Genomic DNA, 16,211 nt, shown 5'->3' on the forward strand with positions numbered 1-16,211 from the left:
GGGGCGCGGCCACCCTGCGCTGCGCCCCGGACCCGCCCCCGAGGAGGACCCTCATGCGCGTGCGCGCCACCGCCGACACCCGCACCTACTTCAACTACCAGATCCACGAGCTGCGCGAAGGCGCCGAGGTCGACGGCGAACTCGCCGCCCACCTGTGGACCACCCGGGCGCCGGTCGAGATCGTCGACGGCGAGCCCCCGGCCCCGGCCGAACCGCCGGCCGACCCCGAGCCCGGCAGCGACAGCGGCGACGGGAACCCCGGCGACACTGGTGCCGACGGCGGCGGCCCGGACGGGGAGCCGCCCGTCGACGGCACCATCGAGGCCCTCATGACCTGGGTCGGCGACGACCCCGACCGGGCCGCCGCCGCCCTGGCCGCCGAGCAGGCCAAGGACAACCCGCGCGCCACCGCCGTCAAGCGCCTGGCCGCCGTTGCCGACACCACCGAGGACTGACCGGAGGGAGGACCCCTCGTGACCCTCCCCCCGCTCGCCACCCAGGCCGACCTCGAAGCCGCCCTCCAGCGCACCCTCGACCCCACCCAGGCCGCCGCCGCCCTACGCCGCGCCTCGGCCCGCGTGCGCGCCTACACCCGGCAGGAACTCACCTTCCACGCCCAGGACACCGTCGAGATCCCCGGCGGCGGCCGCCAGCTCCTGCTCCCACAGCGGCCCCTGCTGGTCGACGACACCAACCCGCTCACCGTCACCGAGCTGTTCGGCGTCACCGGCACCGAGTTCACCTGCGTCGAAGGCCGCGACTACACCCGCCTCGGCTCCAAGCTCACCCGCGCCGAGGCGTTCTGGGCGCAGACCAGGCTCATGGGCTGGCCCTGGGCCCGCCCCCAGGGCATCTGGGCCGACCGGGTCCGCCTCACCTACAGCCACGGCTACGCCACCGTCCCCGACGACATCGTCGACATCGTCGTCGACCTCGCATCGATGACGATGACCAACCCCCAGGGCCTGCGCTCCGAAGCCATCGACGACTACAGCCGCACCTTCGCCTCGGAGACCATCGGCGCCGGCTCCCTCACCGCCGACCACAAGCGCACCCTCAACGCCTACCGCGCCACGGCGTTCTCCGTAGCACCCGTCACATGAGCGGCCTCGGCACCCTCCTCGAGGCCGGCCGCGCCGCCCACCAGGCCATCATGCTCGACACGGTCCGCCTGGTCCGCCCCGGCGCCGACGTCTACAACCCCGCGACCGGCTCAACCACCCAGCCGGACGCCCGCACCCTCTACGAGGGCCCGGCCCGGGTCAAGCCGTTCCGCGCCATGTCCGAGGAGGTGGAGTCGGGCGAGCGCGCGGTCGTGCTGCGCCGCTACGAGGTCAGCCTGCCGTGGTCGGCGCTGCCCGTGGGTGGGGACCGGGTGGTGCCCGGCGACCAGGTCCTGGTGACGGCGTCGCCGGACCAGCGGCTTCCCGCGCTCGTGCTGTGGGTGACCTCGGTCGCCGAGTCGGCCACGGCCACGGCCTGGCGGATCAGCGTGGAGGACCGGTCATGACAGCTGACATCTCCGCCCTCGAGGCCCTCGTCGCCGCCCTCGCGCGCGCCGGCGCCGACGTCGACCGGCAGGCCCGGCAGGTCGTCTCCAAGGGGGCGCTGAACATCAAGCGCGACTGGGCGGCAAACGCCGCCGCCTCGTCCGGCCGTCACGCGCCGCACTACCCGCGCACCATCGGCTACGACCTCATCACCACCCCGGCCGGATCGAGCGCGGTGATCGGCCCCGACAAGGACAGAAGCCGGGAACAGGCGACGTACGGCGCGATCCTCGAGTTCGGGTCGGTCCACAACCCGCCGCACAACGACGGCGGCCGGGCTCTGCTCGCCGAGGAACCGCGGTTCATCGCTGCCGTCGAAGCACTCGGGGAGAGCCTGCTGTGACGTCACCCGCCGTTCTCCCGCACGTCGACGCGGTCCGGGCCGCCCTGGCCGCGGTGCAACTGGCGGTGTACGTCGGCGGAGCCCCGCCGGGCCCCACGTCGCTGCCGAAGACGTTCACGGTCCTCTACCCGGGGCCCGGCGCCGCCTCACCAGCCAGTCTGGCCGACGACCGGACCACCCTCGACCTGCTGCTGCAGGTCACCTGTGTGGGCACCACGCCCGAGGGCGCCCTCGGCACCGCCGACCGCGCCCGGGCCGCCCTGGCCGCCCCGCTCACCGTGGCCGGCCGGGCCTGCTGGCGGGCCGAGGAACTCGGCGGCCCTCCCCTGCAGCGCGACGACGACGTCACCCCGCCCCTCTACTACCTGCCGGTCCAGCTCCGGATCCGGTCCATCCCCGCATGATCTGGAGGGCCCCATGACCACCCTGTCCGTCCAGGCCGTCGCCATCGCCGGCCTCAACCCCAGCTACGGAAGCGCGTCCGGCGGCGGCGACAAGGTCGCCTGCGGCGAGCGCACCTTCCTGCACGTCAAGAACGGCGGCGGCAGCCCGATCACGGTCACGCTGGCCGCGACCGGCTCGGTGCGCGGCCAGACCGTCACCTCGCCGACCGTGTCCGTCCCGGCCACCGGCGAGCGCCTGATCGGCCCCATCACCAGCGACCTGTTCGCCGGCGCGACCGACGGCCTCGCCGCGATCTCCTACTCCGGCGTCACCACCGTCACCGTGGCCGCATTCCGCATCTGACCCCCACCCACCACCGAGCCCCGTGCCGTCCTGGCCGGGGCTTCTCTCATGCCCGAGGAGGGCACCGTGGACACGATCGTTGACGGCACGACCCGGGTGGCCTGGGTCGCGTCCATCGCCAACCCCGCCGCCCCGACCACCACCGAGCTCAACGGCGGCATCGACCTCACCCCGCGCATCACCCCCGACGGCCTCAAGCTCGACCCGAAGACCGCCGACGTCGACACCAGCTCCCTGGCGAGCAAGTTCGACACGAAGGAAGTCGGCAGGGTCAGCTACGACACCGAACTGACGTTCAAGCGCGGCACCACCCCCGCCGAGGACCTGCCGTACTCCACCCTGCGCTACGGCGTCCACGGCTACCTCGTCGTACGCCGCAACCTCGCCTACGCCACCGCCTGGACTTCCGGCCAGCAGGTCGAGGTCTACTACATGGCCTGCGGCGAGCCCGCGAACATCCCGCCCGCCGCCAACGAGGTCGGCAAGTTCATGAGCCCGATGAAGGTCACCACGGAGCCCAGCACCTACGTGACGGTGGCCTGATGCCGGCACGCAAGGCCACCCAGATCGCTGACGTCCTCGCCCGGGTCAAGCCCCGCGAGGAGACCATCACCCTGTACCTGGACGGCGCGGCCGCAGGCCGGATCGCCGAGCTGGAGGCCCAGCTCGCCGACCTTGCCGACTGGCAGCCCGACTCCCTCGCCGCCGCAGACCCGCGACGCGCGATCGCCAAGGAGATCGCCGCCGTCCAGGACCAGATCCGCGACAGCGCGCAGCCGTTCACCTTCCGGGCCCTGCCCGCGAAGGCGTGGTCCGACCTGCTCGCCGTGCACCCGGGCCGGCACGCCCAGGAGCTCTACAACCCGACCACCCTGCCGACCGCGCTCGTCTCGGCGTGCGCGGTCGAGCCGGCGATGACGCCCGAGGAGTACGAACAGCTTGCCGAGGTCCTCAACCAGGCCCAGCGCGACGAGCTGGAGCTCGCCGCCTGGCGGGTGAACAACGAGGCCACGTCAGTCCCTTTCTCGCTGGCCGCCTCCGCGCTTCGCCACAGCACCGGCGAGAGGTAGAGGCCGCCCGCGCCTGGGGCGTCCCCCGATCCGTGTTCCTCGGCCGTCCGCTGCCCGGCCCGGGTGGCGTGCTGTGGACCGACGAGGACCGCGCCTGGGCGCTCGCCCTGCTCCAGGTCGAGGCGGAGACCTGCTCCTGCGGTCACCCCCTGGCCGACACCCTCGACGGCGACCTGGAAGAGACGTGGCGGGCGGAGATCGTCCGCTGCCACGCCTGCGCGAGCGCGGCACGACACCTGGACGGCTGGCGCGACGCCGGCGGCGACACCCGAGGCGCGCAGGTGCGCGTGACACGGAGGGAGGGCCCCCGTGGCTGACCGCACCGTCAACGTCCGGCTCAACCTGGACTCGTCCGGGGTGCGCCGGGGCGCCACCAGCGCCGAGCAGGACCTGCGCCGGGTCGGCACGACCGCCCAGCAGTCCGCCGCCCGGGCCGGCGCCGCGTTCGGCGAGTCCGCGGCCGAGCAGGTTGCGGCGGCCAGCCGGGCAGCCGCCGCCCAGCAGACGGCCTTCGAGCGGGCCGCCCGTGCGGCGGTGGCGGCAAGCCGGACCACGACGGAGGCCGCCGCTCAGGCGGCAACCGCGACGGCCCGGATCGCGGGCGCCGCCACGGAGATCCCGCCCTCCTTCCGCGCCGCATCCGCGGCGGCCGCCCGGTCGGCCGTGGAGATCGGCGCCGCCGCCGAGCGTTCCACGACATCACTCACTCAGACCGCCACGGCGACGACCCGGATCGCGACAGCAGCAGGGGAGATCCCGCCGGCGTTCCGGGCCGCCTCCGCGGCGGCGACCCGGTCGGTGACCGAGATCGGGGCCGCGGTCGGCCGCTCGACGGCGGCGATCGTCCAGGCGGGGGCAGCTGCCACCACGGCGACGGCTGCGGCGACGGCGGGCACCGAGCGCCTGTCGGCCGCCTCCCGGATCGCCCTCGCCGAGGCCGCGGCCGGGGCCGGTGTCGTCACGGCGGAGGCGGCAGCCGCGCAGGCGACGATGCTGGGCCGGGCCCGGACGGCGGTCACCGAGTGGGGCGCGTCGATGCGCGCCCAGGCGGTCGCCGCGTCGGCCGCGATGGTCGCCTCGGCGGAGCGCTCGGAGGCCGCGTGGCGTGCCCTGCGCACCACCGGCGTGGCGCTGCTCGCGGTGTTCGCCGCCGCGGTCGTCGCCGCCGCCAGGTTCGAACAGTCCATGTCGACCGTGGCCGCCGCATCCGGAGCCACCGGCAAGGAACTCGGGGCGCTGCGCACAGCCGCCATCGAGGCCGGTAAAGCGACGGTGTTCTCCGCCCGGGAGGCGGCGGACGCCGAGGTCGAGCTCGCCCGTGCGGGTATTTCAACGGCCGACATCGTCGGCGGCGCCCTGCGGGGCGCCCTCGACCTGGCGGCGTCCGGGCAGCTCTCGCTCGGCGAGTCCGCGGTGATCGCCGCCCAGGCGATGAACGCCTTCGGATTGAGAGGCGCCCAGGTCGGGCACATCGCCGACGTTATCTCCGCCGGTGCCGGCAAGTCGGCAACGAACGTTCACGACATGGGCTTCGCGTTCCGGATGGCCGCTCTGGTCGCTCATCAGACCGGTCTGTCTCTTGAGGACACCGTCGGAACGCTGGGCCTGTTTGCTCAGGGGGCTCTCACCGGGTCGGATGCCGGCACCTCGCTGAAGGTCATGCTGCAGCGGCTCACCCCGCAGTCCGCCGAGTCTGCGCGGATGATGCAGCAGCTCGGCTTCAACGCCTACACCGCGAGCGGCGAGTTCGTTGGCATCACCGAACTGGCCCGACGCATGGCAGCCTCTTTCGGCGACCTCACCCCTGAGGCCAGGAACGCGGCGTTCGGCGTGATCTTCGGGGCCGATGCGGTGCGCGCTGCATCGATCCTCTACGAGGCCGGCGAAAAGCAGGTCCGCGGCTGGATCGGCGCGGTCAACGACGAGGGGTACGCGACCCGGACGGCTGCCCAGCAGACCGACAACCTGGTCGGCGACCTGGAGCGGCTCAAGGGCTCCCTGGAGACCGCGTTGATCGAGTCCGGCACCAGCGCGAACACGGTCCTGCGGGACATGGTCAAGTGGGTCACCAACGCCATCGACGCCTACAGCAGCCTCCCCGGGCCATTGAAGTCAGCGGTGACCGCGGTGGCCGGTATCAGCGGCGTCATCGCACTGGCCATCGGCGGGTTCGTCCTCGCCCTGCCGAAGATCGCCGCGTTCCGCACCGCAATGGTCGAGCTCGCTGTCACCATGCCGCGGCTCGCCGCCGCCGCCTCATTCACCACCAGCACCCTGCTCGGACCGTGGGGCATCGCCATCGGCGGCGCCGTCGCCGCAATGATGCTGTTCAGCGGCAGCCACAAGACGGCGAAAGTCGACGTGGAGGGGCTGACCGCCGCCGTCAAGCAGGACAGCGGCATCATCGGCGAGAACACCCGAGCCTACGCGATCAACGAGCTGCAGAAGTCCGGCGCGATGGCCGCCGCCAAGTCCTTGGGCATCTCGCTGCGGGACCTCACCGACGCGGCCCTCGGCAGCAACACCGCCATGGCGGCGGTACAGGAACAGTTCAAGGCGTCGTTCGCCACCATGGGCAAGGACCATCGTCGCTGGGACGACCTCAAGACGAGCTGGGACAAGGTCAACGGCAGCATCGGCGCCACCAAGCAGGCCGTCGCCGATGCCACCGAGGCGGTCAAGCTCGAAGGCGAAGCCAGCGGCAAGGCAGCTGTCGGCACCAAGACCCTCGGCGACGCGGCCGCGGGCACCGCTGACGACCTGAAGAAGGAGAAGTCCGCCGCCGACCAGCTGAAGCTTGCCCTCGACAACATGAACGGCGTCAACATCTCCGTGGCGTCGACGTCGATCTCCTTCCAGAGCGACCTGAAGACCCTGCGCGACACCGTGAAAGAGAACGGTCACGAGCTGGACATCACCAGCGAGAGGGGACGCGACGTCAAGGCCGCCATACTCGGTGCGGCCGACGCCGCCATGACACACGCCAAGGCCGTCGCAGAGCAGACCGGCTCGGTCGAGGCCGGCACGGTGGCGTTCGGTCGCGACGTCGAAGCCCTCAAGGCGACCATGCGGCAGGCAGGGTTCACAGCCGAGCAGATCGAGCAGCTGACCGCGGCCTACGCCCAGGTGCCACCTCTGAAGGAGACCAGGGTCACCGACCCGGGCGCCCAGGCCACCCTCCACGACCTGGAGGAGCTGCGCGACAAGCTGGCCGCCGTGCCCCCCGGCAAGAGCATCACGGTCAAGGCCCCGACCGACGACGCCATTCAGGACCTCAAGACGATCGGCTACGCCGTCGAGCGTCTGCCCGACGGCCGCGTCAAGGTGACCGTTCCGACGAACGACGCCTACGTCGGAGCGAACCAGATCCAGCAGGCCATCAACGGCATCCGGGGCCGCACCGTCACGGTCTCCCTGGAGTACTCGGCCGGCCTGCACCGCGCCGGTGACCGGCCGGACGAGAACGCCGACGGCAGCGTCCGCAGGTTCGCCTACGGCGGCTTCACCGCGGCCGCGAACGGATTGTCGAGCCGGCAGGCGATGGTCTCGCGCAGGCCGATCCTGTGGGCGGAGGCCGGCCCCGAGGCCTACATCCCTCTCGACCCGGCCAAGCGACGTCGCAGCATGGGCCTGCTCGGCGAGGTCGCCGGGATCTTCGGCCAGCAGCTCGTCCCGGCCCGGCCGGTCGCCAGCGAGCTGATCCCCGCCCGGCAGATCAGCGGCCCGGCCTCGGGCGGCGCGAGCTACGACAACAGCCGCGTCACCACCATCCACCTCCACGGCGCCCGCCAGACCGCGGACGAGCAACTGGCCGACCTGTCCAGGCGCGTGGAGTTCATCACCTGAGAGGGGGTGGCTGGTGGCCGGCTACACCCCCGGGCTGGTCCTCGGCCGCACCGTCACGCTCGGCACGTTGCAGCTGGGCGTGGTGGATGCGGCCGGGGTCGCCTGGACCGTCGCCAAGGACGGACTGCAGGGCTGGTCCGGCCCCGCGGTCCGCACCCAGTACTCCGACCGCGAGGCCGACCACGGCGCCTGGGCGGGCCCGACCTACCTCGGGGCGCGCGTCATCACCCTGGCCGGCACCGTCACCGCACCCGACCTGCCGACACTCGACGCAGCCGGCGAGCAGCTCGCCGCGGCCGCATCGCTCACCGACACCACCCTGGTCGTCGGCGAGACCATCCCCAAGCAGGTCACGGTCCGCCGCTCCGGCGAGGTGCTGTTCGTGCCGGAGACGGACCGGGTCGCCCGCTACAGCGTGCTGCTGACCGCGGCGGACCCGCGACGGTACAGCACCACCCTGCAGTCCCAGTCCGCGGCCCTGCCGAGTGTCACCGGCGGCCTTACCCTGCCGATCACGCTGCCGATCACGATCACCGCGACGACGGCGTCCGGCACGATCACCCTCACCAACGCCGGGACGATCGCCACCCGGCCAACCCTCACCATCACCGGCCCGACCGTCGGCGGGTTCACCATCGTCGCGACCCGCCCGGACGGCGGGATCTCCCAGCTGACCTACAGCGACACCCTCAACGCCGGCGACAGTTTGGTGATCGACGCCGCGAACCGGCGCGTGACCCTCAACAACCAGGTCAGCCGCCGCCTCTACCTCTCCGGCACCTGGCCCGAGATCCCCCCACAGTCCCAGCTCGCCCTCAGCTGGTCCTGCCCCAGCTACGACCCGTCCGCGCTGCTGACCGGCACCTGCCGCTCAGCCTGGCTGTGAGGAGGCCTGCATGGTCGCCACCGATCCGCTCTGGCTCCCCTCGATCAGCTACGACGAGACCGAGCTCCGCAAGATGGACTCGGCGCTCGTCATGGCCGACGGCACCGCCCTCGGCGCCCGCGCCGGCATCCGCCCCGGCGACGCCGGATTCGCCGTGTCGTTGGCCGGAACCACCGTCAACGTCACCGCCGGCACCGCGACCCTCACCCGCGCCGGCCAGGGCCTCTACCGCGCCCAACTCGCCGCCACCAGCCCCGGCACCCTCGCCGCCGCCAACGCCTCCTTCGCGCGGATCGACCTCGTCTACCTGCGCGTGTGGGACACCGCCGTCGACTCCTCCGGCCTCCGCAAGGCCGACACCGTGCTGCTCACCGGCACCCCGTCCGGCAGCCCCGCGATCCCGACCCCGGGCGCCACCGAGATCTACATCCCGCTCGCCACGATCAACGTGCCCAACACCGGCGGCGGCGGCACCGGCTCGGCCACCGTCTCCACCGCGATCCGCCAGATCACCGTCGCCCCGGGCGGGATCCTGCCCGTCTCCAGCGCCACCGACATCGCCGCCCCCGGCACCTACACCGGCCAGGCCCGCTACAACACCGTCCGCGGCTGCCCCGAGTACTGGAACGGCACCTCCTGGGCCGCCCAGGGCGACAGCGCCAGCTTCACCCCCGTGTTCACCGCGCTCGGCGGCGGCGCCTCCATCGGCAACGGCACCATCAACTCCCGCTGGACCCGCATCGGCAACCAGGTCTTCTGGTCCGGCCAGTTCACCATCGGCAGCACCACCAACGGCGGCACCGGCCTCTGGTTCCTGAGCATGCCCGTCGCCCAGGTCACCACCGCCGGCGCCAACTTCACCCGCCTCGGCAGCTTCAACCTGATCGCCGGCGGCAACAACTACCTCGGCGACGTGTCCTGCAACCCCTCGGACGGCAACAAGGCCACCCTGATCTGCAAGACCACCTTCTCCTCCGCCAGCGGCGACAACGTCAGCGCCACCGTGCCCGTCGCATCCGCAGCCGGCAACGTCCTCATCTGGAACGTCACCTACGAGGCGCCCTGATGACCGCGGTCGAGGTCGCCTGGTACGGCGCCGACCTGCGCACCGGCCGCATCGCCGAGGAACTCCCCGCCCTGCGCGCCACCCAGGCCCTGCCCCGCAGGCTCAGCGCCGTCACCAGCAGCAACCTGGACCTCGCCCTCGGCGGCGCCCCACCCGAGTGGGAAGCCGCCACCGACCCCGCGCGCACCCTCCTCGTCGCCGTGGACACCACCACCGGCATCCCGCTGTGGGGCGGCATCCCCCTCGTCCGCACCGGCGGCAGCCCCGACACCGTCACCATCGCCGCCGCCACCCCCGAGGCCTACCTCGACCGCCGCTACACCGCCTACACCGGCACCGCCACGGACCTGACCACGATCATGTCGCAGGTCGCCCAGCCCCTGCTCACCAGCGGCCCGCCGTTCAGCATCGACACCACCCTGAGCGGCACCCTCGCCGACTACACCGTCCTCGACACCGACGACAAGACCGTCCTGTCCTGCCTGCAGGAACTCGACGGCATGGCCGGCGCCCCCGAGTGGACCGTCGACGTGGTGTGGGGCGACGCCGCCCAAACGCGCTTCGCCCTCGTGCTGCGCATCCGGCCCACCATCGGCGCCGTCGCCGCCCCGGGCACCCTGCCCGCCGCGGTGTTCGACCTCCCCGGCTGCGTCGCCGAGTACACCCTCACCGAGTCCCACGAACGCGGCAAGAGCGCGAACTCCGTCGTCGCACGCGGCGAGGAACAGGGCGCAGCCCGCCTCACCTCCACGGCGCACACCGACACCGACCTGCTCGCGTCCGGCTGGTGCCTGTGGGAACACCGCTACAGCCCCGGCGCCGGCATCACCAGCACCGACCAGCTCGACGCGCACGCCACCCAGACCCTTGCCCTGCTGCGCGGCGGCTCCCCGGCCTGGACGGTTCGGGCCGCCGCGTCCGCCGCACCGCGCCTGGGCACCGAGTGGGCGCTCGGCGACAGCGTCGCCCTCGTCGTCGACTCCAGCCCCCGCCACCCCCGAGGCGTGACGGTGCTCGGCCGCGCCTACGCCTGGGAACTCGACACCGCCGCCGACCGCGTCTCCCCGATCCTGCTGGAGGACTGATGACGGCCCGCCGCGACCAGCTACCCGGCGGCCTGGCCGACATCGGCCGCACCATCGACCGCCTGCGCCGCTCCACCGGCGAGCGCGCCGCCCAGCTCCTGCCCTACCTGCGCCGCACGGACACCAGCGTGGCGCTCAGCCTCGGCACCGCCTGGCAGCTGTACGACAAGGCCGGCCACCCGGTAGTCGCCGAGGACGCGATCGCCGGCCAGGGCCTCGCCCTGCCGTACCTGTCCATGCTCTGGGCGCCCGCCCGGTACACCGACTGGCTGGCCACCACGAGCGGCACGTTCGAGGACATCCACCGCGCCACGATCTACAAGCTCCAGCCCTACGCGAGCGTGTCCATCGGCCACACCACCGACGTGTCCGGCACCACCGGCGAACTGCAGGTGACCGTCGCCGGCCGCGTCATCGGCAGCCCCACCGCTGTCGCGTTCTCGCAGGCCGCCGTCACCATCGGCCCGTTCGCCCTGACCGGCGACTTCAAGCAGCAGATCGAGCTGCGCGTCCAGGCCCGCCGCACCGCCGGCACCGGCAACGTCCGCGTCGCCGTGCTCGCCTCCACCGGCCTCCAGTCCTGACCACCCCTCGGGAGGAAACCCCGTGACCACACCACCGCCGACGGGCCCGCCCGGCTCCGCCGACGTCGTGCTGCCCCGCCCGATCTCGGAGCAGCCCCCGCCCCCCGAGCCCGACCCGGAGCCGGAGCAGCCGACCGAACCCACCGACCCGCCCCTGGAGCCGTGATGGCCTGGTACCCCGGAGCCCAGAAGATGGAGCTCCAGCCCGAGTCCGACCAGCAGCCGGCGATCCGGCCGACCCAGTTCATCCTGCACAGCATCGCCGCGCCGTGGACGCCGCAGCGGATCCTCGAGTACTGGCGGGACTCCACCAACCTCGAGTCGCACTTCGGCCTCGGCTACGACGGCAGCCTCGGACAGTTCATCGGCACCGAGACCAAGGCCGACGCGAACATGTACGCCAACCGCCGGGCGGACGGCACCGGCGCCGTGAGCCTGGAGTCGGCCAGCAACCTGCAGCACACCGACCCGTGGACCGATGCCCAGATCGCCGCGATCATCCGGCTCGGCGTGTGGCTGCACCAGCAGCACGGCATCCCGCTGCGGGTCTGCCGCAGCGCCACCGACCCCGGCTTCGGCTACCACCGCCTGTTCCCGGAGTGGTCGGACGGCGGCACCGCCTGCCCCGGCGACGCCCGGGTCCGCCAGTTCCACGACGTGATCATGCCAGGGATCATCGCCGCCGCCAACGGCCAGACCCCACCCACCACCCCCGCGCCGCCGGCGCCCACCGAGGAGGACGACATGCCCTGGAGCGAGGACGCTCTGCGCCGCATCATCCGCGAGGAGACCGCCAGCGCGGCCGTCCGCGACCCGCACGCCTACGCCGTCCTGCACTTCCTGCGACGGGTCCTCAAGGGCGAGGCCGTCGAGGAGTGGGGCGACCTCGCCCCGGACCTGCGCGCCGCGCTCGCCCAGGCCGTCGGCGACAGCGTGTGGCAGCACCGGCTGCCCACCCTCGCCAAGCAGCCCGACGGCTCCTGGACCATGCCGGCCGACGGCGCCAAGGAGGCCTATTGGTACGTGATCTGGCAGGACGTCTTCCAGGACCAGCTCATGGGCGCGATCGGCGAGGCCCGTCTCACCCCGGACGAGCTTCGGCAGGCCCTCGCCGACGGGACGCTCCACGTCCAGGTGACCGTCGCCCCCACCACCACCCCGAAGGGAAACTGATCATGCCCAAGTACCTGCTCGACCTCGCCGAGCGGACCCTCGCCACCTACGTGGTGACCTTGCTCGGCCTGCTCACCGCGTCCGGCTTCGACCTGACCGACCTTGGCGCGATGCGTGCCGCGGCCATCGCGGCGATCCCGGCAGCCCTGTCCCTCGTCAAGGGGGCCCTCGCCACCCTGGTCGGGGACCCGAACTCCGCGGCCCTGCTCGGCCGGAGCCGTGAGTGACCAGTCCGGCCCCGGACTCCGGGGTGTACATCAGCCCGGCGCAGACGCACGCGGAGGTGAGGCGGATCGCCGACGGCCAGATCCGCATGGAAGGCAAGCTCGACCGGCTGCTCTCCAGCCAGGAGGAGCACAGAGCCGCGATCGCCGACCACGAGGCACGTCTCCGCACGCAGGAGCAGACCGCCCTGTCGGAGCCGGACGTGACCGGCCTTCGCGCGGACGTGGAAGCGCTGAAGCGCGGCCGCTGGCCGATGACCACCATCGCCGTCCTCGGCGGCCTGGCCGGCACCGTCGTCGCCGTCATCGCGCTGATCCGCCCCTGAGCACCACCACGCCCCCCACCCCGGCCACGCGCCCGGGCGGGGGGCGCTTCGCCGTCGCCGGACCCGCCCAGACCTACGTGCGGTACAGCAGGGTGGCCCGGTCTCCGCGGACGATGCTGCGCTCGACGTGGACGGGCCGGCTGCTGTCGTCGCTGTAGGTGCGGGTGACCTCAAGGACCGGCACCCCGGTGCCCCCGCCGAGCAGCTCACCCTCCTCGGGGCTCGCGGCGCGGGCGGTGACCTCGTCCTGGACCGTCCCGATGACCACGCCCAGCTCCGCCATGCGCTCCACCACGCCCCGACCCGCGAGCGGCCCGCTCTCGGGCAGCATCACCGCGGTGTCCCCCACGACCGTGTACGGCTCCCAGCAGGTCGTCAGCCGCACCAACGCCCCGCCCGCCCGGTACTGGTAGACGCTCTCCACCACCCGCTCGCCCGACTCGATCCGCAGTAGCGACGCGATCACCTGGTTGGACACCACCGGCTGGCTGCGCACCGCCCAGTTGCCGATGCGTCCCGCGTTCTGCTCCTGGTCCCGGAGCAGGACCATCTCCGGCCCGGCGTCGGCCGTCCGGTCGATGCGGGAGATGCGGCGCAGCGGCCGGTTGCGGCGGACGTAGGAGCCGGCTCCGGGGTGGCTCTCGATGAGGCCTTCGCCGAGGAGGAGTCGTCGTGCGGCGTGGATGACGCTGTCGGACGCGGTGTAGTGCTGACAGAGCTCCTTGTGGGAGGCGATGCGTTCGCCGGGCGCCCATTCCTTGAGGTCGACGATACGGCGACGCAGGTCCGCGGCGATCTCCACATAGCGGGGTGAGGACGATCGCTCGATCGGCACAGGCACGCCCTCCGCAGTCCCCGTGTGTCCCCCGTGGGGGGCACAATTCCCATGTCAATGGACAGCATCACGGCTGGTAGGGCAGGCTGGCAAAGCATTGCGCAAAGGGTCACTCTGGGTGCACAGACCGGGGGGCCAGTATTGGAGGCTGCTGGTGGACGTGGGTTCCCGCATGAGGGAGCTGGAGCTGCCCTGCGCCCGTGAATCGGTGGGTCAGGCCCGCGAGTTCGTGCGCACCTGCTGGACGGACCTCCTGCCCAACGCGCCCCGGGGCAAGGCCAACGATGCGGAGCTGGCGGTATCGGAGATGGTCACGATCGCGCTCTCCCACCAGCCGACCGAAATGTGCGTGAGGGTGGCGGCGATCGAGTCCTCCAGGTGCCGGATCGTGGTCGCGGACAACGGTCGCACTTCGGCGTCACCGCCGGCCCTGGGCCGCGGCAGCGCGGGGATCGGCATGGTCGTGGTGGCCGCGCTCGGCACCGTCGGGCACGAGCTCACCAGCCGGGGCACCACGCTCTGGGTGGACCTCACGTTCCCGGGCCCGACTCCGGGGATTCTTTGACGTTCCCGCCGGTCACGTCAAAGTAATGTCGTGATCTTGACGAATCCCGGTCTCCGCAACACCGCCTCCCGAACGTTCGTCGGTACGTGCCCGAGGTACTGGCTTCCGTCCCTCGCTGACCGCAAGGCCTTCCTCCCCTGGTCAGGCCTGGTTCGCTGCGTGTCGAAGTGCCGCGTACACGGTGGGCCGGCTGACGCCGAACGAGGCGGCGACCGCGGTGAGGGTGTCGCCCGCGTCGAGGCGGCGGGTGATCTCGGCGGCGTCTTCGTTGGTGAGCGCGCGTTTCCCGGTCGCCGGTTCGGCGCCGCGCGCGATCGCCCCGCCACGGCCGAGGCCCTGCAGGGTGGTGGGCACCGGCCAGCCCTTCTGGCCGTGGTGCAGCGCGTTGAGGCGCCGGGCCCAGGTGGAGTAGCTGAGTTCGAGGCCAGCGCGGGTGATCCGCATGCCGGGCGGGATGAGCCGGGGGCCGTCCGGGAGGTCGGCGCTGGTGGGGTGGAGCGTGATCAGCAGAGCCTGGTTCGCGGCGGCATCGGGGCCGGCCCTGAGGTGTTCGGCGACGACCGCGCGCCGCACCGGCAGCCACAACTGCAGTGCAGCGCGGGCCTGTTCGGTGAGCGGGAGTCGTTCTGTCCACGGCTGGGTGCGGCCGGGCGGGTTGATGGTGACGGTGACGGCACGGTGGTCGTCGGCGAGGTCGGTGGTGTCGATCGCAATCAGACCCTCGCAGGGGACGCCGGTGGCCCACAGGAGTTCCACGGCGAGGAGGGTGCGCAGGCGGAACGGCTCCCAGCGGGGATGGGTCGCCGGGTCGCTGAGCGCGCGACGCAGGACGGTGTGGCCGGTCTGGTCGATGGGGGTGCGGGTGTGCTTGGTCCAGGGGCGCTTGCCGCGGGCCTGCCACCAGTACGGGGGGTTGCCGGCGACGCGGTTGAGGTCGGCGAGGCCGTCCATGAGGTGGCGCTGGGCGGCGACGGCGAGCGGCCCGTCGAGCGGCCGCTTGGTGCGGTAGCGGCCGGTGACGGCCCGGCCGAGGATGGTGTCCGGCTGGTCGGGGTGGCCGATGGTGTCGGCGTCCAACAGGTTCTGCAGGCTGCTGAGTTGCGCGGGGGTGCAGTCGCGGCCGGCAGCCTTGAGCAGGCCGATCACGGTGCTGGCGCGCCGGATGCGGGACTGGGAGGTGGCGACGGCCGGGTCCTCGACGGCCTTCCTCCGAAGGGCGTCGAGGTCGGCCAGCAGCGCGTCGGGCACCTTCGTCGTCATGCCGACCAGCGTACGGGCGTCGGCCGGTGCGGCGTCGGGCTACTCAACGGCTCCAGCGCCTTGCCGGGCTGACCAACAGGTCTGGCGAGAGCCGAGGCCATGCCGCTTCTGGAAGACGTCCATCCTCGTCCGAGCGGGTGCTCTTGAGGCTAGGCGCAGGCCCAGCAAACCGACTTCGCTTCAATGCCAATACCGGCCTGTGACGATCACGGTATGACTAACGACCAGGCGTTCGCCGCTCTACTTGCTCAGGTGATCCCTGTGATCCTTCTGGCAATCGTCGTGGAGGCCCACTATCAGCATGATCTTCGCATTAGGCAGGGGCGTGGACCGGCAGGCTGGCACGACGCCGACCTCTACTTTCAGATGGGGAACCTAACCGTTATGGCTCTCCTTGAGGTCGCCGCGTTGATCGCTGCCAAGAATGCCCACCCACCTGCCCTCATCAGATGGGTCGCCGGACTTCCTGGAGCAATCACGGTAGGGATCTTGGTGATTGTGATGGTTCAGCTCTACGTTGAAACGCTTGTCCAGGCATACGCAGGTCAACTCTGGAACCCGGGCCGCGTGACGAAGATCAGCAGAGCGCTCTTGTGGTTCGCAATCCTTGTTGGCGTAGGCGCCATCATCGCCGTCTCCACGAATTGATCT

General features: G+C 72.2%; 22 protein-coding genes. 20 read left to right on the forward strand and 2 right to left on the reverse strand.

Annotation, left to right across the window (positions count from 1 at the left end):
• Nucleotides 1–53: 53 nt before the first annotated feature.
• The 18 genes from ACIPSC_RS35140 to ACIPSC_RS35225 all read left to right on the forward strand — a co-directional run bounded on the left by ACIPSC_RS35140 (nucleotide 54) and on the right by ACIPSC_RS35225 (nucleotide 12,900).
• On the forward strand, nucleotides 54–455 hold the full coding sequence (locus tag ACIPSC_RS35140) for a hypothetical protein (RefSeq protein WP_400832818.1): 402 nt from the start codon (nucleotides 54–56) through the stop codon (nucleotides 453–455).
• 18 nt (nucleotides 456–473) lie between these two features.
• Nucleotides 474–1,103, forward strand: a complete 630-nt coding sequence (locus tag ACIPSC_RS35145; RefSeq protein ID WP_400832821.1) for a hypothetical protein — start codon at nucleotides 474–476, stop codon at nucleotides 1,101–1,103.
• The gene (locus ACIPSC_RS35150; protein WP_400832826.1) at nucleotides 1,100–1,510 is read left to right on the forward strand and encodes a DUF6093 family protein; all 411 of its coding nucleotides are present in this window, start codon (nucleotides 1,100–1,102) and stop codon (nucleotides 1,508–1,510) included. Before ACIPSC_RS35145 ends, ACIPSC_RS35150 begins: the two co-directional genes overlap by 4 nt.
• The gene (locus ACIPSC_RS35155; RefSeq protein WP_400832832.1) at nucleotides 1,507–1,893 is read left to right on the forward strand and encodes a hypothetical protein; all 387 of its coding nucleotides are present in this window, start codon (nucleotides 1,507–1,509) and stop codon (nucleotides 1,891–1,893) included. The genes ACIPSC_RS35150 and ACIPSC_RS35155 overlap by 4 nt, the downstream gene beginning before the upstream one ends.
• Nucleotides 1,890–2,297, forward strand: coding sequence for a hypothetical protein (locus tag ACIPSC_RS35160; protein ID WP_400832840.1), 408 nt, complete (start codon nucleotides 1,890–1,892; stop codon nucleotides 2,295–2,297). Before ACIPSC_RS35155 ends, ACIPSC_RS35160 begins: the two co-directional genes overlap by 4 nt.
• 13 nt (nucleotides 2,298–2,310) lie before the next feature.
• A complete protein-coding gene (locus ACIPSC_RS35165) occupies nucleotides 2,311–2,640 on the forward strand; it encodes a hypothetical protein (protein WP_400832844.1) in 330 nt (109 codons plus the stop codon).
• 66 nt (nucleotides 2,641–2,706) lie between these two features.
• The gene (locus ACIPSC_RS35170) at nucleotides 2,707–3,183 is read left to right on the forward strand and encodes a hypothetical protein (RefSeq protein ID WP_400832848.1); all 477 of its coding nucleotides are present in this window, start codon (nucleotides 2,707–2,709) and stop codon (nucleotides 3,181–3,183) included.
• Nucleotides 3,183–3,710: a hypothetical protein gene (locus ACIPSC_RS35175; protein WP_400832851.1), complete on the forward strand. Its 528-nt coding sequence runs from the start codon at nucleotides 3,183–3,185 to the stop codon at nucleotides 3,708–3,710. The genes ACIPSC_RS35170 and ACIPSC_RS35175 overlap by 1 nt, the downstream gene beginning before the upstream one ends.
• Before the next feature lie 32 nt (nucleotides 3,711–3,742).
• Nucleotides 3,743–4,027: a hypothetical protein gene (locus tag ACIPSC_RS35180; protein ID WP_400832854.1), complete on the forward strand. Its 285-nt coding sequence runs from the start codon at nucleotides 3,743–3,745 to the stop codon at nucleotides 4,025–4,027.
• Nucleotides 4,020–7,556, forward strand: coding sequence for a phage tail tape measure protein (locus ACIPSC_RS35185; RefSeq protein ID WP_400832857.1), 3,537 nt, complete (start codon nucleotides 4,020–4,022; stop codon nucleotides 7,554–7,556). Before ACIPSC_RS35180 ends, ACIPSC_RS35185 begins: the two co-directional genes overlap by 8 nt.
• 13 nt (nucleotides 7,557–7,569) lie before the next feature.
• Nucleotides 7,570–8,442, forward strand: coding sequence for a phage distal tail protein (locus ACIPSC_RS35190; protein ID WP_400832860.1), 873 nt, complete (start codon nucleotides 7,570–7,572; stop codon nucleotides 8,440–8,442).
• A 10-nt stretch (nucleotides 8,443–8,452) separates the two neighbouring features.
• Nucleotides 8,453–9,508, forward strand: a complete 1,056-nt coding sequence (locus tag ACIPSC_RS35195) for a hypothetical protein (protein WP_400832863.1) — start codon at nucleotides 8,453–8,455, stop codon at nucleotides 9,506–9,508.
• The gene (locus ACIPSC_RS35200) at nucleotides 9,508–10,593 is read left to right on the forward strand and encodes a hypothetical protein (RefSeq protein ID WP_400832865.1); all 1,086 of its coding nucleotides are present in this window, start codon (nucleotides 9,508–9,510) and stop codon (nucleotides 10,591–10,593) included. The genes ACIPSC_RS35195 and ACIPSC_RS35200 overlap by 1 nt, the downstream gene beginning before the upstream one ends.
• On the forward strand, nucleotides 10,593–11,177 hold the full coding sequence (locus tag ACIPSC_RS35205; protein WP_400832867.1) for a hypothetical protein: 585 nt from the start codon (nucleotides 10,593–10,595) through the stop codon (nucleotides 11,175–11,177). The genes ACIPSC_RS35200 and ACIPSC_RS35205 overlap by 1 nt, the downstream gene beginning before the upstream one ends.
• Nucleotides 11,178–11,199: 22 nt before the next feature.
• Nucleotides 11,200–11,343 carry a hypothetical protein gene (locus tag ACIPSC_RS35210; protein WP_400832869.1) on the forward strand — a complete coding sequence of 48 codons (144 nt, stop codon included), beginning with the start codon at nucleotides 11,200–11,202 and terminating at the stop codon, nucleotides 11,341–11,343.
• Nucleotides 11,343–12,350, forward strand: coding sequence for an N-acetylmuramoyl-L-alanine amidase (locus ACIPSC_RS35215; protein WP_400832872.1), 1,008 nt, complete (start codon nucleotides 11,343–11,345; stop codon nucleotides 12,348–12,350). Before ACIPSC_RS35210 ends, ACIPSC_RS35215 begins: the two co-directional genes overlap by 1 nt.
• Before the next feature lie 2 nt (nucleotides 12,351–12,352).
• Nucleotides 12,353–12,577 (forward strand): holin, encoded by a 225-nt coding sequence (locus ACIPSC_RS35220; protein ID WP_400832875.1) that lies wholly within the window; start codon nucleotides 12,353–12,355, stop codon nucleotides 12,575–12,577.
• Entirely contained in the window at nucleotides 12,574–12,900 is a 327-nt protein-coding gene (locus ACIPSC_RS35225) for a hypothetical protein (RefSeq protein WP_400832878.1), read from the forward strand. Before ACIPSC_RS35220 ends, ACIPSC_RS35225 begins: the two co-directional genes overlap by 4 nt.
• Nucleotides 12,901–12,973: 73 nt before the next feature.
• Here ACIPSC_RS35225 and ACIPSC_RS35230 read toward each other — a convergent pair whose 3' ends face one another.
• Nucleotides 12,974–13,735: a GntR family transcriptional regulator gene (locus ACIPSC_RS35230; RefSeq protein ID WP_400832880.1), complete on the reverse strand. Its 762-nt coding sequence runs from the start codon at nucleotides 13,733–13,735 to the stop codon at nucleotides 12,974–12,976.
• A gap of 172 nt (nucleotides 13,736–13,907) precedes the next feature.
• Between ACIPSC_RS35230 and ACIPSC_RS35235 the strand changes: the two genes are divergently transcribed.
• Entirely contained in the window at nucleotides 13,908–14,300 is a 393-nt protein-coding gene (locus tag ACIPSC_RS35235) for an ATP-binding protein (RefSeq protein ID WP_400832884.1), read from the forward strand.
• Nucleotides 14,301–14,441: 141 nt separating this feature from the next.
• On the opposite strand, the gene ACIPSC_RS35240 is transcribed toward ACIPSC_RS35235, so the two are convergent.
• Nucleotides 14,442–15,560, reverse strand: coding sequence for a helix-turn-helix domain-containing protein (locus ACIPSC_RS35240; RefSeq protein ID WP_400832889.1), 1,119 nt, complete (start codon nucleotides 15,558–15,560; stop codon nucleotides 14,442–14,444).
• Nucleotides 15,561–15,773: 213 nt separating this feature from the next.
• On the opposite strand from ACIPSC_RS35240, the gene ACIPSC_RS35245 reads away from it, so the two are divergent.
• Nucleotides 15,774–16,208, forward strand: coding sequence for a hypothetical protein (locus tag ACIPSC_RS35245; protein ID WP_400832896.1), 435 nt, complete (start codon nucleotides 15,774–15,776; stop codon nucleotides 16,206–16,208).
• Nucleotides 16,209–16,211: the final 3 nt, after the last annotated feature.

The sequence above is a fragment of the Kitasatospora sp. NPDC090091 genome, from assembly GCF_044747365.1.
Taxonomy (GTDB): domain Bacteria; phylum Actinomycetota; class Actinomycetes; order Streptomycetales; family Streptomycetaceae; genus Kitasatospora.

Coding starts and splice junctions, on each gene's coding strand:
- ACIPSC_RS35140 (WP_400832818.1), top strand. CDS start 54: ATGCGCGTGCGCGCCACCGCCGACACCCGCACCTACTTCAACTACCAG.
- ACIPSC_RS35150 (WP_400832826.1), top strand. CDS start 1,100: ATGAGCGGCCTCGGCACCCTCCTCGAGGCCGGCCGCGCCGCCCACCAG.
- ACIPSC_RS35155 (WP_400832832.1), top strand. CDS start 1,507: ATGACAGCTGACATCTCCGCCCTCGAGGCCCTCGTCGCCGCCCTCGCG.
- ACIPSC_RS35165 (WP_400832844.1), top strand. CDS start 2,311: ATGACCACCCTGTCCGTCCAGGCCGTCGCCATCGCCGGCCTCAACCCC.
- ACIPSC_RS35175 (WP_400832851.1), top strand. CDS start 3,183: ATGCCGGCACGCAAGGCCACCCAGATCGCTGACGTCCTCGCCCGGGTC.
- ACIPSC_RS35195 (WP_400832863.1), top strand. CDS start 8,453: ATGGTCGCCACCGATCCGCTCTGGCTCCCCTCGATCAGCTACGACGAG.
- ACIPSC_RS35200 (WP_400832865.1), top strand. CDS start 9,508: ATGACCGCGGTCGAGGTCGCCTGGTACGGCGCCGACCTGCGCACCGGC.
- ACIPSC_RS35205 (WP_400832867.1), top strand. CDS start 10,593: ATGACGGCCCGCCGCGACCAGCTACCCGGCGGCCTGGCCGACATCGGC.
- ACIPSC_RS35215 (WP_400832872.1), top strand. CDS start 11,343: ATGGCCTGGTACCCCGGAGCCCAGAAGATGGAGCTCCAGCCCGAGTCC.
- ACIPSC_RS35220 (WP_400832875.1), top strand. CDS start 12,353: ATGCCCAAGTACCTGCTCGACCTCGCCGAGCGGACCCTCGCCACCTAC.
- ACIPSC_RS35235 (WP_400832884.1), top strand. CDS start 13,908: ATGAGGGAGCTGGAGCTGCCCTGCGCCCGTGAATCGGTGGGTCAGGCC.
- ACIPSC_RS35240 (WP_400832889.1), bottom strand. CDS start 15,560: ATGACGACGAAGGTGCCCGACGCGCTGCTGGCCGACCTCGACGCCCTT.
- ACIPSC_RS35245 (WP_400832896.1), top strand. CDS start 15,774: ATGACTAACGACCAGGCGTTCGCCGCTCTACTTGCTCAGGTGATCCCT.